This is a genomic window from Pseudomonas fluorescens (assembly GCF_012974785.1).
Classification (GTDB): domain Bacteria; phylum Pseudomonadota; class Gammaproteobacteria; order Pseudomonadales; family Pseudomonadaceae; genus Aquipseudomonas; species Aquipseudomonas fluorescens_BT.
Genome location: NZ_CP027561.1, coordinates 4,511,081 through 4,525,911, shown reverse-complemented (window position 1 = coordinate 4,525,911; position 14,831 = coordinate 4,511,081). Strand labels below are relative to the sequence as shown.

Below are 14,831 nucleotides of genomic sequence, written 5' to 3'. Positions count from 1 at the left end.
TCGCTAGGGTGGGAGGACTGCACAGCAATAAAGGAATATTGCCCATGTCCACTCCACCGCTATCCGTGACACCGGTCACCCTCTCGGAAGAACAGAAACTGAGCTTTTTGCTGGAAGCCACAGGCGATCTGGACACGGCCCAGGCCTTGCAGAAGAACCTGCCTGCGGCGCTGCTCAACGCCACTGCCGACACACTGGCAGCGCTGGACAAGGCTGCGCGTGATCTGCAAGCCATTCAGTCGACAGTCGAGACACATCTTGGCCGGCTGCAACCTTTGAACAATTTTTGCATTGATCTGTTGAACCGCACGCTGAGCGCCCGATGGTCCGCAGTGTTCGATGTCGAGAAAGACCACCTGCAATTGCCCGGGAGCTATTGTGGATGTGAGCCTGTGGTCCCGCCGGGGGGCGGCCCGGCGGTTATTCCGTTCGCCACTCCGACGTTGCTCGAGGCTGCCATGCAGAACTTCACGGAGGACGAGGCACAGCCCGATTACTTCCCCGAGGGAAGTGTGGTTCGGATAACCAGCATGCCGGAGGGGGTTCCCGGTCTGACGCCCACAGCGTTCGCTGCTTTTTGTCGTGAGCTGAACCTGGGGCAGCAGTATCAGCAACATTTCCAGCAGGTGTTCGGTGTCAAGACGGTGGATGGAAACCGGACAGCCACCGGTCCTCTGGTTCTCGACATCACCACCATGAAAAAACACCTGCTGCAACTGGACCTGCTTCTGGCGCTGGTGAGGGAGCACGTCTCTCAGGAGGGTTTTCAGACGGTTCAGCGCTTGATTGATGCCGGTGGCGTTGTCGACACCCAAAGCCTGCGGTTTCAGGGGCGGCCGTTGATCATGCAAGGGATCGAATTGCTCGAGAGTTGTATCTGGGGGGTTGTGGTGTTCTCCGAACGTTCGGTCGAGTCGGACCCGGATCAATGGTGCCTGGTGTACATGCCGGGAGAGCCTGATCAACCCCTGTACGAGTACGCCAGTTTCACGGCGTTCACGACGTATCTTGAATTCAAGTTGGGGGTGGACAGCTACAAAAGCTATTTCACTCACTGCATCGGCGAAGGCGACAAGATCGACTTTTTCAAGACCTTCGCCGATACCGGCAGCCTGGGGCGCGTCAGACAATTGGAAATGCCCGGTCCGCTGTTCGACTTCATGTTCAAGAGTCATGTCGGCAAGCTGCAACTCGATGCCCGTGTGCTCGCCGTGCCGACCGAGGATGTCGATGAGGAGGCGCGCAGGACGCGTCTGCTGCATTACCTGGAAACCGGTATGACGGTCGCTAACGCAGCGGGATTTGTCGTACCGGTGTTGGGGCAGTTGATGATGGGGGTCGCCATCGGACAGATGCTCGCAGAGATATATGAAGGGATCGAGGACTGGAGCCAGGGAGATCGTCAGGAAGCGTTTTCACACCTGCTCAGCGTCGCTGAGAACATTGTCCTGATGGCCGTCGTGGGGGCCGGCGTCAAAGGCCTGAAATCCCTGGCGATCAGAACGATTCGAAAACATCCTGATTTTTTCCACGCATTCACGGCCATTCTGGACAATAAGGGGCAGCCACGCTTGTGGAAGCCACAGTTGGACGGTTATGAACAGCCTTTGCCAGTGGGGGCCGATCCCGATCCCGAGGTGACGGGTTTGTACCGGGGGGAAGGCAGGTTCTTTGCCCGTATTGACCACCATTTCTATGAAGTGGTGCTGGAGCCGGCTTCCGACACCTGGCGTATCCGGCATCCTGTCCGTCCGGATGCCTACGCTCCGCCACTCAAGCCCCACCGGCATGGTGGCTGGCGTCACCCCGGGGAGGCGAGCGAGCAGTGGAACGGCGCCTACACCCTCAGACGCATAGACCCGAATCTGGGCAGGTTCGAGGACAGTCGCCTGGAGATGATCCGGCGATTGACCGACACTCGATTCGACGAATTGCATCGTCTGAGTGATGACAATCTGTCGTTGCCCCCACGGTTGCGCGACATGATCGAGCGATTTGGAATCGAACGCAGATTGCGTGATTTCGTTCGCGCCATGGAGCGTGGCGAGGCGACCGACGCCCGTCATGTCCAGGAGCAGTTGCACGTGTTGCCCGAACTCGCGAACTGGCCGGCCGATCGCTACATCAAGGTCGTGGATGAAAGCGACCGTATCACCGCGACCTATCCTCCTGCATCGATTGACGATGACACGGTGAGCATTATCGTGAGTCATGAGCAACTGGAAAAAGGAGAGCTGCTGCAAACTGTTCTGGACGGCATGTACCCCTGGGAGGTCGAGGCACTTGTGGGGGCGAACGTTGCCCCGGCTGATGCCAGCGTGCAGCTGGCGAAAGTGATCGGGGCTGCGGTCAAGGCCGATTGCAGGTCGGTCTTCGATCACCTTTACCACCAATTCGACCGCGGCGTCTTCGGTGAGTCGGTCAGGCTGCGCAGCGCTTTTCCCGGTTTGCCGAGGAGGTATGCTCGGGAGCTGCTCAGGCGTACGCCAAGCGTCGAACGGACACGTTTGCGCAGGACCGGGCGAGTGCCCATGGGGTTGGCACAGAGGGCCCGTCAGGCCTTGAGCGATGTGCGTGTGGATCGGGCATTGGCAGGTTTTTACCTGGCGGATATCGCCAGTGCCGATACCAGGACACTGGCGATACGGTTGTTACCCCGGCTAGGTGGCTGGGATCCTGAGTTCTATCTGGAACTGCGGGCGAAAACACTGAACGGTGATGTGCTGGAAACGTTGGGCGAGAAACCGCTCGTTATTTCAAGTTCATGTACGTTGGTCGAACTCGACAATGGCTACGAAGTGTTTGGCCGTGACAGGAAGTCGCTCGGCAAAGTCGTGTCCGGCCCGGAAGACCTTTATCACGCGATTCTCAAAGGGCTGTCAAAGGAGCAGCGCAAGGCCATCGGATTTGCGCAGCCGAAGCCGGAAGATGGCGCACGCCTGCGCAGTATGCTGCTGGAAGGCGCCCTGGATGAGCGCGAGGGGTGCGCTCGGGTGTTGGCGGGGGGGAAGTTGCAAGCGGCGATCGCCGAACCTGTGTGTATGTCTGCCGACTCCCCCGTCGGTTCGAAAACGCATTCGCGTCGTTTATTGCGTCAGGTGAAAAAGCTTTACCCCTTGTTTTCCGACGTGCAAGCCAATGAGTTTCTGGATCAGTCGGGGAGTGATCATCTGTCCAGGGCGATCAGGGTCCGGCAGTTGCGAGAGGACTTGAGCCGGCTGCGGGAAGTGATGGATACCTGGGTCGAGGATGAAGCTGCCATGAAGGCCCTGGGCGGTGATCTGAATGAAATACACGAGTGCCGGCAAATCGTGGCGTTCGAAATCGAGGACTGTTTTCGACGTTTGATCTTCCTGCCCGATGAGGCCGGGCGACTTGTCTACGGTCTGAAGCTCGATGGCATGCGCTTCGGTAAATTTCCGACCTTGCCGGTGGGTTTGACGTTTGACCATGTCAGGCAATTGTCCATGCAGGACATGTTGCTGGACAACGATGCCGTTTATTTCCTCAAAGCCTTCACGAAAATCGAGTCCCTCGAGCTGGATCGCAATCAAATCACCCGATTGCCCGAGATCATTTCGCATATGCCGAATCTCAAGCGGCTGAGCCTGGCCGACAACAGGATTCAGCTGACCGAGCACTCGCTGGTGACGTTAGCCAGGTTACGCACCCTGCAAAGCCTGAATCTCAGCGGGAACTTCCTCGGCGCTACGGTGGATGTCGGTAATCTGTTCGATTTGACGTACCTCTCCTTGCGTAATACCCGCGCCACCGAGTTTCCGAAGGGTCTGCAATTGCTGCCCAATCTGGATCGGGTGGATCTGCGGGACAACGAAATCCGTGATCTGCCTGCCTGGCTGTTTGAAACGCCCCGATGCTTCAGTGAAACGATCAATTTGCGCCATAACCCGATTTCCGATGTCAGCAGAACTTATCTTTATGACTACCGCAGGGCGGTCGGAATCGGTATGGGTTATCTGGATAACGATATCGCGCGACTGGACGAAAACCAGGCGCGTTCGATCTGGTTGACCGAGACGGGAGGAGAAGAGGGCTCCCGGCATCTGCAGATGTGGAACGCGATCAAGGATGATCCGAGGGCCGAAGGTCTGTTCGCTCTGCTGGCGGAGCTGGGCAATTCCGCCGAGTCCGCCAATGTGCGCGAGGATATGTACCGGCGGGTCTGGACGGTTCTGGACGCGACGCAGAGCGATGCCGAACTGCGGGAGCAGATTTTCGATCTGGCGGCCAACCCGATCAATTGCACGGACAATGCGGCGTTGAACTTCAGCCACCTGGAAGTTGCAGTGCAGGTCCACCATGTGACACGTGCCAGCAAGGGGCAACGCCCTTCGACGAAGGCGCTGCTGAAACTGGCGAGGGGCCTGTTCCGGCTTGAGCAGATTGACCGGATCGCCGCGCAACACGCGCAGGCCCAAGCGGCACCTGACCCGCTGGAAGTGACTCTTGCCTACCGCTCGGGTCTGGCGCAGGCACTCGAATTGCCCGGACAACCTTCGCACATGCGTTACGCCTCACTCGCGAAGGTGACAGGGGCGGATCTGGTGGAGGCCATCAATCGAATCCAGACGGCAGAACTGTCTCCCGAGTGGCTGGCGTTTCTGGTTCGCCAGCCCTTCTGGGTCGAATACGTGAAAAGCAGTTTTGCCCGGCAGTTCGACGATGCCCGCGCACTTCATCAGGAGCAAGCCCTGGCGTTATTCGAGAAAGCTGAAGAACTCAGCTCAGCCGACTATCTGAGCGAAATGAACCTGTGTGCCGCCCGGCAGGAGCAAACGGAAAGCGCCTTGCTCGAGCAATTGACCGAGCAGGTGCTGCGGCGGGTGGAGGGCAATATCTGCCTGCTGTCCGGTGGCTGAGCATTATCATTTGCCCCGGATCAGCCGCCGCAAGGCAAACCGGTTCGGATGACACGCCTCTGCGACACCTCTGGGCAGGGGCAGCGGTTCGTTTTCCAGCCAGGCTGCCAGCAGCTCACCGGACAGTGGTGCCGTGATCAGCCCCCGGGAACCGTGGCCACTGTTGACGTACAGACCGTCCAGCCAGGGGCAGGGCATGTCCGGCACCTGTCGGGCATCCTTGCTCAAGGCGCGATAGGCCTCGGTGAAGGCTTCGCGATCGGCGAGCGGGCCGACGATCGGCAGGTAGTCGGGGCTGGTACAACGGAAGGCTGCGCGGCCCTGAAGGCTGTCGGCGTCGAGTTCACTGATGTGCAGGCGTGCGACCAGATCCGTGGAGATCTCTTCGAGCATCGCCAGATTGCCCAGGTGTTCGGCGGTGGTCGGGGTCAGGTCGTCGCTGTTGAAATCGAAACTGGCACCGAGGGTGTGCTCTCCCAGCCGTGCCGGTGCGACGTAACCTTCGGCGCACACGACGGTGGTCAGCGCCTGGCTTTGTGTGGTCTGCGCCAGGCGGGTGATCTGCCCGCGAATGCGCTTGAGGGGCAGGTCGGCGCTCTGGGCAAAACGTTTGATTTCAGCGGCACCGGCCAGCACCACGACGGGTGCTGTTGCGATCAACCGTTCCCCGTCGAAGGCGTGCCACTGACCGTCGGCCTTGCGCAGTTCAAGGGCCTGCTGATGAGTCAGCAGCGTGACGCCCGGTTGTGCCGATTGCGCCTGACACAACGCCGGCGGATGCACCCAGCCGCCCTCGGGATAATACAAACCACCGTGTTCCAGACCGACCCCGGCGCGGGCCTGTGCCTCGGGTTGATCGAGCCATTGCACAAGGTCTTCGGGGAACGCGGCTGCCAGTTGCGCCTGACGTTCGCGTTCCTTTTCATTGAACGCCAGTTGCAGCACCCCGCAGTCATCCCAGTCGGTGCCGCGTTGCAGGTTTTCGAGCAGGCGTCGGGTGTAGCCGAAACCGCTGACGATCAACTGCGACAGTGCCGTGCCGTGGGCGGACAGTTTCAGATACAGCACGCCTTGTGGGTTACCCGATGCTTCCTGTGCAACCGCGTCATGCCGTTCCAGCAGACTGACCTGCCAGCCCCGCGCCGCGAGGCTGGCCGCCGTGGCACAGCCGGCCAGACCGGCACCGATCACCAGCGCCCGTCGCTCTCCGGTGACGGGAGCCGGGCGGGCGAACCACGGTTTTTCAACGGCGGGAGGTGCAACGCCCTCGGGCCAGCCGAGAAATTCGCCGCGCAGGATTTCCCATTTGTGTCCAATGCCCGGCGTGCGCTTCATCTTGAAGCCGGCAGCGTTGAGCAGGCGCCGTACCCAGCCGGTGCTGGTAAACGTGCTGATGGTCGAACCGGGCGCCGCCAGCCGCGCCAGTTCGGCGAACAGTTCGGCGGTCCACATTTCGGGATTTTTCGCCGGAGCAAAACCGTCGAGAAACCAGGCGTCGATCTGTGCGTCGAGTTGCGGCAACTGCTCCAGCGCATCACCGATCAACAGCGTCAGGGTGACTCGACCGTTGTCCAGAACAATGCGCTGAAATCCCTGATGGATTGCCACGTAATGCTTGAGCAACTGATCGGAGAATTGCTTCAGGTCGGGCCACAACGCCAGCGCCCGTTGCAGGTCGGCAGGGCTCAACGGAAATTTTTCGACGCTGACAAAATGCAGTCGCGCACCGGCCACCGCGTGCTGTTCGAACCACTGCCAGGCGCAGAGAAAATTCAGCCCGGTGCCGAAGCCGGTTTCGCCGATCACCAGTCGCCCACCCGACGGCAGCGCGGCAAAGCGCTCGGCCAGACGGTTCTGTTCGAGGAACACGTAGCGGGTTTCATCCAGCCCCGACTGATCGGAAAAATACACATCGTCGAACACTCGCGAACGCGGGCGTCCCTGGTCATCCCAGTCGAGTTGGGCGTGGGGCATTACAGGTTTCATGGCAGGCTCGGCAACGACAAGGCGGCCATTCTAGCCGATCACGCGGGCGCCGCTTGATCCATGGCAAGCCTGGTTGCGCACGACTCATGGACAATCCGCCGCCAGCGGGAATTTCTGTGCCGCCCCCATGCCCAATCCGCTAGTCTTGCTGAATCCTGGAAGGAGCCGTCCCTATGTTCGAATCCGCTGAAATCGGTCACGCCATCGACAAAGACACCTACGAAGCCGCCGTTCCCGCCCTGCGTGAAGCCTTGCTTGAAGCCCAGTTCGAGTTGCAGCAGCAGAAGCGTTTCCCGGTGATCATTCTGATCAACGGCATCGAAGGCGCCGGCAAGGGCGAGACGGTGAAGTTGCTCAACGAATGGATGGACCCGCGCCTGATCGAAGTGCGTACCTTCGACCAGCAGACCGACGAAGAACTGGCACGGCCACCGGCCTGGCGTTACTGGCGGATGCTGCCGGCCAAGGGGCGCATGGGGGTCTTCTTCGGCAACTGGTACAGCCAGATGCTGCAGGGCAGGGTGCACGGGTTGTTCAAGGACCCACGACTGGACCAGGCCATTGCCGGCGCCGAGCGCCTGGAAAAAATGCTGTGCGATGAAGGCGCGCTGATCTTCAAGTTCTGGTTCCATCTGTCCAAGAAGCAGATGAAGGCGCGGCTCAAGGCACTCGCCGATGATCCGTTGCACAGTTGGCGGATCAGTCCGCTGGACTGGCAGCAATCGGAGACCTACGACAAGTTCGTCAAGTATGGCGAGAGGGTTCTGCGTCGCACCAGTCGCGACTACGCACCCTGGCATGTCATCGAAGGGGTGGACGTGCATTACCGTAGCCTGACGGTGGGCAAGCTCCTGCTCGAAGGCCTGCAAAATGCGCTGAAACGTCCGGACGTGCATTCGAACGCTGTCAGTGCCCAGCCGCTGGGCACATCGGTGGATCAGTTGAACCTGCTCGACAGCCTCAACCTGAGCCAGAACCTGGACAAGAAGGATTACGAAGAGCAACTGATCACCGAGCAGGCGCGACTGTCCGGGTTGATGCGTGACAAGCGCATGCGCCGTCATGCGTTGGTGGCGGTCTTCGAAGGCAACGATGCGGCGGGCAAGGGCGGGGCGATCCGGCGGGTCGCGGCGGCGCTCGATCCACGTCAGTACAACATCGTGCCGATTGCCGCGCCGACCGAAGAGGAACGGGCGCAGCCGTACCTGTGGCGTTTCTGGCGACACATTCCGGCCCGGGGCAAGTTCACCGTGTTCGACCGTTCGTGGTACGGCCGGGTGCTGGTGGAGCGGATCGAAGGCTTTTGCAGCACGGCGGACTGGATGCGTGCCTACGGCGAAATCAACGACTTCGAAGAGCAACTGGCCGATGCCGGGGTGATCGTGGTCAAGTTCTGGCTGGCCATCGACAAGGATACGCAGATGGAGCGTTTCCAGGCCCGTGAGGAAATCCCCTTCAAGCGTTTCAAGATCACCGAGGACGACTGGCGCAACCGCGACAAGTGGGACGCCTATCGTGCGGCGGTGGGCGACATGGTCGACCGCACCAGTACCGAAATTTCACCGTGGACACTGGTCGAGGCCAACGACAAGCGCTGGGCCCGGGTCAAGGTGCTGCGCACGATCAACCGGGCGCTGGAAGAAGCCTTCGAGAAATCCGACAAGAAGGAAAAGAAGCACAAGGACTGACCGATGGGCACGCATACGCGAGGTGAATGATTGTCGCGGTCGGTGAGGGGGGGACTTATGCTCGGTTCACTCTCAACCGACTACAACAATGAGGTATGCCATGCGTGAAGTGGTGATCGTCGACAGTGTACGGACCGGCCTGGCGAAGTCCTTTCGCGGCAAGTTCAACCAGACCCGCCCCGATGACATGGCGGCTCATTGTGTCAACGCCTTGCTGTCGCGCAACGACGTCGATCCCGCCAGCGTCGAGGACTGCATCGTCGGTGCCGGCTCCAACGAAGGCGCCCAGGGCTACAACATCGGGCGCAACGTGGCGGTGCTCTCGCAACTGGGCACCGGCACGGCGGGCATGACCCTCAACCGTTTCTGCTCTTCGGGTTTGCAGGCGATTGCGATTGCCGCCAACCAGATCGCCTCGGGTTGCAGCGACATCATTGTCGCCGGCGGTGTCGAGTCGATCAGCCTGACCCTCAAAAGCGTCAACACCGATCACCTGATCAACCCGTTGCTCAAGCAGCAGACCCCGGGCATCTACTACACCATGGGCCAGACCGCCGAGGTGGTGGCGCGCCGTTATGGCGTCAGCCGCGAGGCTCAGGATCGCTACTCGCTGCAAAGTCAGATCCGCACCGCTCAGGCGCAGGCAGCCGGCCTGTTCAATGATGAGATCGTGCCGATGGCGGTGAAGTACCGGGTCGAAGACAAGCACAGTGGTGAAGTGCAGATCCTCGACGGCGTCGTCGATCGTGATGATTGCAACCGCCCGGACACCACCTATGAAAGCCTTGCCGGATTGAAACCGGTGTTCGCCGAAGACGGTTCGGTGACCGCAGGCAACTCGTCGCAGTTGTCCGACGGCGCCTCGATGACGCTGGTGATGAGCCTGGAAAAAGCCCTGCAACTGGGGCTCAAGCCAAAGGCGTTTTTCCGCGGTTTCACCGTGGCCGGTTGCGAGCCGGACGAAATGGGCATCGGTCCGGTGTTCTCGGTGCCGAAGCTGCTCAAGGCCAAGGGTTTGCAGGTAGCGGACATCGACCTGTGGGAGTTGAACGAAGCGTTTGCCTCGCAGTGCCTGTACGCCCGTGACCGGCTGGAAATCGATAACGAGAAGTACAACGTCAACGGCGGCTCGATTTCCATCGGTCATCCGTTCGGCATGACCGGTTCACGGCAGGTCGGGCATCTGGTGCGCGAGTTGCAGCGGCGCAACCTGCGCTACGGGATCGTGACCATGTGCGTAGGCGGCGGGATGGGCGCGACCGGCTTGTTTGAAGCAGTGCGCTAGGCCTGACTGCCGGCATCCATCCATTGCATCCGCGCGATGTACGCGCGGATTTCCTGCTCGGCTTTCTCGGGGCTGTCGAACGGCCCTTCGAGCGTGTTCTCACGGGTGCTGAAAAACAGTTCGCCGTTGACCCGGCACACCCGGTCGCTGCGAAAGTGCGTGGCGGGGGCGGTGTCCTGGGCACGCATTCCGAACATGATCGATCTCCTTGAGCGCTGCGCGGATGGGGTCCAAAGAGCTTATGCCTGAACCACTTGCAGTGGTTCGCCAGCCGATCAACGGCAGCACGTCAATTTAATGCTGCGACCTGCACAGTTTCATTTGCGGCTGGAGCGCAACTGTCCCTGTGTCGGCCGAGGCTCTGCGCCTAGAATGAGCGCTCCTGTCTCTGGCGCTTGGGGTTCTCATGCACGTTTCATCGGGTCGTTGGGTGTACGGCATGTTCCTGGCGTTGTTGACGGCGTTTCTGTGGGGAATCCTGCCGATCAAGCTCAAGCAGGTGCTGGTGGTGATGGACCCGGTCACGGTGACCTGGTTTCGCCTGCTGGTGTCCGGCGGTTGTCTGTTCATTTATCTGGCGGCGACCAAACGATTGCCGAGCCGCAAGGTGCTCGGGCCGAAGGGCGGCTGGCTGGTGCTGATGGCGGTGCTGGGGCTGGTGGGCAACTACGTGCTGTACCTGATGGGCCTGAACCTGCTCAGCCCCGGCACCGCGCAACTGGTGGTGCAGATGGGGCCGATCATGTTGCTGATCGCCAGCCTGTTCGTGTTCAAGGAACGCTTCAGTATCGGCCAGGGCATTGGGCTGGCGGTGCTGTTGGTCGGCTTTGCGTTGTTCTTCAATCAGCGTCTGGCTGAATTGCTCACGTCTTTATCCGACTACACCGCCGGCGTGTTGCTGGTGCTGCTGGCGTCGACGGTCTGGACGTTTTATGCACTGGGTCAGAAGCAATTGCTGACGGTGTGGAATTCGCTGCAGGTGATGATGGTGATCTACCTGTTCTGCGCCTTGCTGCTGACGCCTTGGGTGCATCCGCTCGAAGCACTGTCGCTGAACCCGTTGCAGGGCTGGCTGCTGCTGGCGTGCTGCATGAACACCCTGATCGCCTACGGCGCGTTTGCCGAGGCGCTTGCGCATTGGGAAGCTTCGCGGGTCAGTGCGACGCTGGCGATCACGCCGTTGGTGACGTTCGGTGCGGTGGCCGTGGCAGCCGGGGTGTGGCCGGAATATGTGCATGCCGAGCAAATCAATCTGCTGGGGTATGGCGGGGCGGTGCTGGTGGTGCTGGGGTCGGCGCTGGTAGCGCTGGGGCCTTCGCTGATTGCCGGACTCAAGGCCCGGCGGATGCGCATGGCAGCAGGTTAATCGAGTCATCGTTCCTCGCGAGCAAGCCCGCTCCCACTTTTAACCGCATTCCTCACATGGGATTGCGGTCAAAAGTGGGAGCGGGCTTGCTCGCGAAGACTGACTTACAGACGCTGATGATTTCAGCCCTTTGCACCGGCCTCGATCATGTTCTCCGGCCGCACCCAGGCATCGAATTCTTCATCGGTCAGATAGCCCAGCTCCAGCGCCGCTTCGCGCAAAGTCTTGCCTTCGCTGTAGGCCTTCTTGGCGATTTCCGCCGATTTGTCGTAGCCGATGTGCGGATTCAGCGCCGTCACCAGCATCAGGCCGCGTTCCAGATGTTTCGCCATGACTTCGGCATCCGGTTCAAGCCCGGCGATGCAGTGCTGCTGGAAGTTGCTGCAGCCATCGGCCAGCAGGCGAATCGATTGCAGCAGGTTGTGGATGATCACCGGTTTGAACACGTTCAGTTGCAGGTGACCCTGGCTGGCGGCAAAGCCGATCGCGACGTCGTTGCCCAGCACCTGACAGGCGAGCATCGACAGCGCCTCGCACTGGGTCGGGTTGACCTTGCCAGGCATGATCGAGCTGCCCGGTTCGTTGGCCGGCAGACGTACTTCGGCAAAACCTGCACGAGGGCCGGAGCCCAGCAGACGCAGGTCATTGGCGATCTTCATCAGTGCCACGGCGAGGGTTTTCAGGGCGCCGGAGAGGGTGGTCAGTGGTTCATGGCCGGCGAGGGCGGCGAACTTGTTCGGCGCGGTGACGAACGGCAGACCGGAAAGTGCAGCCAGCTCGGCGGCAATCGCTTCGCCGAAACCGTGGGGCGAATTGAGCCCGGTGCCGACGGCTGTACCGCCCTGGGCCAGTTCGCACACGGCCGGCAACGCTGAGCGAATTGCCCGTTCGGCGTAATCCAGCTGCGCTATGAAACCGGAGAGTTCCTGGCCGAAGGTGATCGGCGTGGCGTCCATCATGTGGGTGCGACCGGTCTTCACCAGCTGCATGTGCCGCGCCGACAGCTCGGCCAGGCCCCCCGACAGCTCGGCGATGGCCGGCAGCAGTTGGGTTTGTACAGCCTGCGCGGTGGCGATGCTCATCGCAGTGGGGAAGCAGTCGTTGGAGCTCTGCGAGCGGTTGACGTGATCGTTCGGGTGTACGGGCGTTTTGCCGCCGCGTGGGTTGCCGGCCAGTTCGTTGGCGCGACCGGCAATCACTTCATTGACGTTCATGTTGCTTTGCGTGCCGCTGCCGGTCTGCCAGACCACCAGCGGAAACTGGTCGTCGTGCTGGCCGTCGAGCACTTCGTCGGCGGCCTGTTCGATCAGGCGGGCGATGTCGGCCGGCAAGTCGCCGTTGCGGTCGTTGACCCGGGCGGCGGCTTTCTTGATCAGGGCCAGGGCGTGCAGTACCGGCAATGGCATGCGTTCCTGGCCGATGGCGAAGTTGATCAGCGAGCGTTGCGTCTGAGCGCCCCAGTAAGCGTCGTCCGGGACCTCGATCTGGCCCAGGCTGTCGGTTTCGATACGGCTCATCGTGCACACTCCTGTTGGTCTGTTTGCGCAGTTTAGGCCGGTGTCGGCCCGGGTGGTTCCCTCCGGCCGATTGTTGACCGGCAAATCCCCGCCAATCAAGCGCGGCAAGGGCCGGGGGTTGAGCCGCAGCGTTATTCAGGCGCAGAATGGTCGCCCTTGGGGTTTTACCTCGCCTAGCTGAAAAGGAAACTCGATGACTCGTCTTCGTGCCATCTGCACCGCGGTTGCCCTGGTTTGCGCCAGCGGCCAGGTGCTTGCCGATACCGCCAGCCACAACGCCAGTGCCGAAGCTTTCCTGACCCTGGCGCACGCTGACAAGCTGGGCACTCCGGTGTACATGCAGGTGCAGCAGATGTTCGCCCAGCGTTTTGAACAGACCAAGGCTCCGGAATCCAAGAAAGCCGTACTGGATACCTACCAGGCCAAGGCCAACGCCGCCCTGGATCAGGCCATTGGCTGGAACAAGCTGAAACCGGACATGGTCAAGCTCTACACCAGCACCTTCAGTGAGCAGGAGCTCAAAGACCTGGTCGCGTTCTACCAGTCGCCACTGGGCAAGAAAGTCCTGGAAAAAATGCCGCAGCTGACCCAGCAATCGGCCCAGATGACCCAGGCCAAACTGGAGCCCGCCGTTCCTGTGGTCAACAAGCTGCTGGATGACATGACCAACGAGCTGGCACCCAAAGGCGCGGCTGCGGCCAAGAAGAAGTAAGCGGAGTTCGTGATGACCATGCAACAACGCATCGAATCGACGCTGGCGCTGCTTCAGCCTGAGCATCTGCAAGTGCTGGACGAAAGCCACATGCACAGTCGCGGGTTGCAGACCCACTTCAAGGCAGTGGTGGTCAGTGCACAGTTCGAAGGCCTGAACCGCGTCAAGCGCCACCAGAAAGTCTATGGCACGCTCGGCGAGCTGATGGGCGAGTTCCATGCGTTGGCGCTGCACACCTACACCCCGCAGGAATGGGCAGAAGTGGGCGTCGCTCCAGCGTCGCCGACCTGTGCCGGCGGCAGCAAGCATTGAGCCTTGCAGCAATGAACTGAGGTTTTTTGCTAGAATCCGTAACGCGCCGCTGACCCGGCGCGTTTTTTTTCGCATCCGGTTCACCCTTTACGAGGGTAGCCACCTGGAGAAATACCCATGACACAACCGATTGTCGTGGCGGCACTGTACAAGTTCGTCACCCTCGAAGATTACGTCAACCTGCGCGAGCCGCTGCTGCAAGCGATGGTCGACAACGGCATCAAAGGCACCCTGCTGATCGCCGAAGAAGGCATCAACGGCACGGTTTCCGGCAGCCGTGAAGGCATCGACGGCCTGCTGGCCTGGCTGCGCAACGATCCGCGCATGGTCGATATCGATCACAAGGAATCGTACTGCGACGAGCAGCCGTTCTATCGCACCAAGGTCAAGCTCAAGAAAGAGATCGTGACCCTGGGCGTGCAAGGCGTCGACCCGAACAAGAAGGTCGGCACCTACGTCGAGCCCAAGGACTGGAACGCGCTGATCAGCGATCCGGAAGTGCTGCTGATCGACACCCGCAACGATTACGAAGTCTCGATCGGCACTTTCGAAGGCGCCATCGATCCGAAAACCACCAGTTTTCGTGAATTCCCTGACTACATCAAAGAGCACTTCGACCCGGCCGTGCACAAGAAGGTCGCAATGTTCTGCACCGGCGGCATCCGCTGCGAGAAGGCGTCGAGCTACATGCTGGGCGAAGGCTTCGAAGAGGTTTACCACCTCAAGGGCGGCATCCTGAAGTACCTCGAAGAAGTGCCGCAGGAAGAAACCAAATGGCAGGGCGACTGCTTCGTCTTCGACAACCGCGTGACCGTTCGTCATGACCTGAGCGAGGGCGACTACGATCAGTGCCATGCCTGCCGCACCCCGGTCAGCGTCGAGGATCGCGCCTCCGAGCATTATGTGGCCGGCATCAGTTGCCCGCACTGCTGGAACAGCCTGAGCGAAAAGACCCGCCGCAGCGCCATCGATCGGCAGAAGCAGATCGAGCTGGCCAAAGCGCGCAACATGCCGCACCCGATCGGCTACAACTATAAGCAAGCATCCACCGAGGCTTAATCATGTCTGCACGCCTGCTCTATGTG

The 14,831-nt window shown here is 60.7% G+C and carries 10 protein-coding genes; 7 read left to right on the top strand and 3 right to left on the bottom strand.

Annotation, left to right across the window (positions count from 1 at the left end; translation table 11 throughout):
• Nucleotides 1–44: 44 nt before the first annotated feature.
• Nucleotides 45–4,880 (top strand): NEL-type E3 ubiquitin ligase domain-containing protein, encoded by a 4,836-nt coding sequence (locus tag C6Y56_RS20375; RefSeq protein ID WP_169431399.1) that lies wholly within the window; start codon nt 45–47, stop codon nt 4,878–4,880.
• A gap of 6 nt (nt 4,881–4,886) precedes the next feature.
• Here the strand turns inward: C6Y56_RS20375 and mnmC are convergent, their stop codons facing one another.
• The gene (mnmC, locus tag C6Y56_RS20370; protein WP_169431398.1) at nt 4,887–6,866 is read right to left on the bottom strand and encodes a bifunctional tRNA (5-methylaminomethyl-2-thiouridine)(34)-methyltransferase MnmD/FAD-dependent 5-carboxymethylaminomethyl-2-thiouridine(34) oxidoreductase MnmC; all 1,980 of its coding nucleotides are present in this window, start codon (nt 6,864–6,866) and stop codon (nt 4,887–4,889) included.
• A gap of 173 nt (nt 6,867–7,039) precedes the next feature.
• Here mnmC and pap point away from each other — a divergent pair, with 173 nt between their 5' ends.
• Both pap and C6Y56_RS20360 read left to right on the top strand, forming a co-directional pair.
• A complete protein-coding gene (pap, locus tag C6Y56_RS20365) occupies nt 7,040–8,554 on the top strand; it encodes a polyphosphate:AMP phosphotransferase (protein WP_169431397.1) in 1,515 nt (504 codons plus the stop codon).
• Between the two features lie 100 nt (nt 8,555–8,654).
• Entirely contained in the window at nt 8,655–9,839 is a 1,185-nt protein-coding gene (locus C6Y56_RS20360) for a thiolase family protein (protein WP_169431396.1), read from the top strand.
• Here the strand turns inward: C6Y56_RS20360 and C6Y56_RS20355 are convergent.
• Nucleotides 9,836–10,036 carry a DUF6316 family protein gene (locus tag C6Y56_RS20355; protein WP_169431395.1) on the bottom strand — a complete coding sequence of 67 codons (201 nt, stop codon included), beginning with the start codon at nt 10,034–10,036 and terminating at the stop codon, nt 9,836–9,838. The genes C6Y56_RS20360 and C6Y56_RS20355 overlap by 4 nt on opposite strands.
• Before the next feature lie 209 nt (nt 10,037–10,245).
• Between C6Y56_RS20355 and C6Y56_RS20350 the strand changes: the two genes are divergently transcribed.
• Complete coding sequence (locus C6Y56_RS20350; RefSeq protein WP_169431394.1) at nt 10,246–11,205, top strand: DMT family transporter; 960 nt, start codon at nt 10,246–10,248, stop codon at nt 11,203–11,205.
• Nucleotides 11,206–11,327: 122 nt separating this feature from the next.
• Here the strand turns inward: C6Y56_RS20350 and C6Y56_RS20345 are convergent, their stop codons facing one another.
• Complete coding sequence (locus C6Y56_RS20345; protein ID WP_169431393.1) at nt 11,328–12,722, bottom strand: class II fumarate hydratase; 1,395 nt, start codon at nt 12,720–12,722, stop codon at nt 11,328–11,330.
• Between the two features lie 193 nt (nt 12,723–12,915).
• Between C6Y56_RS20345 and C6Y56_RS20340 the strand changes: the two genes are divergently transcribed.
• The 3 genes from C6Y56_RS20340 (at nt 12,916) to C6Y56_RS20330 (ending at nt 14,805) form a co-directional block, all read left to right on the top strand.
• Entirely contained in the window at nt 12,916–13,434 is a 519-nt protein-coding gene (locus C6Y56_RS20340; protein ID WP_169431392.1) for a DUF2059 domain-containing protein, read from the top strand.
• A 12-nt stretch (nt 13,435–13,446) separates the two neighbouring features.
• The gene (locus C6Y56_RS20335) at nt 13,447–13,746 is read left to right on the top strand and encodes a BolA family protein (protein WP_169431391.1); all 300 of its coding nucleotides are present in this window, start codon (nt 13,447–13,449) and stop codon (nt 13,744–13,746) included.
• Between the two features lie 117 nt (nt 13,747–13,863).
• Nucleotides 13,864–14,805, top strand: coding sequence for a rhodanese-related sulfurtransferase (locus C6Y56_RS20330; RefSeq protein ID WP_169431390.1), 942 nt, complete (start codon nt 13,864–13,866; stop codon nt 14,803–14,805).
• Nucleotides 14,806–14,831 lie beyond the last annotated feature (26 nt).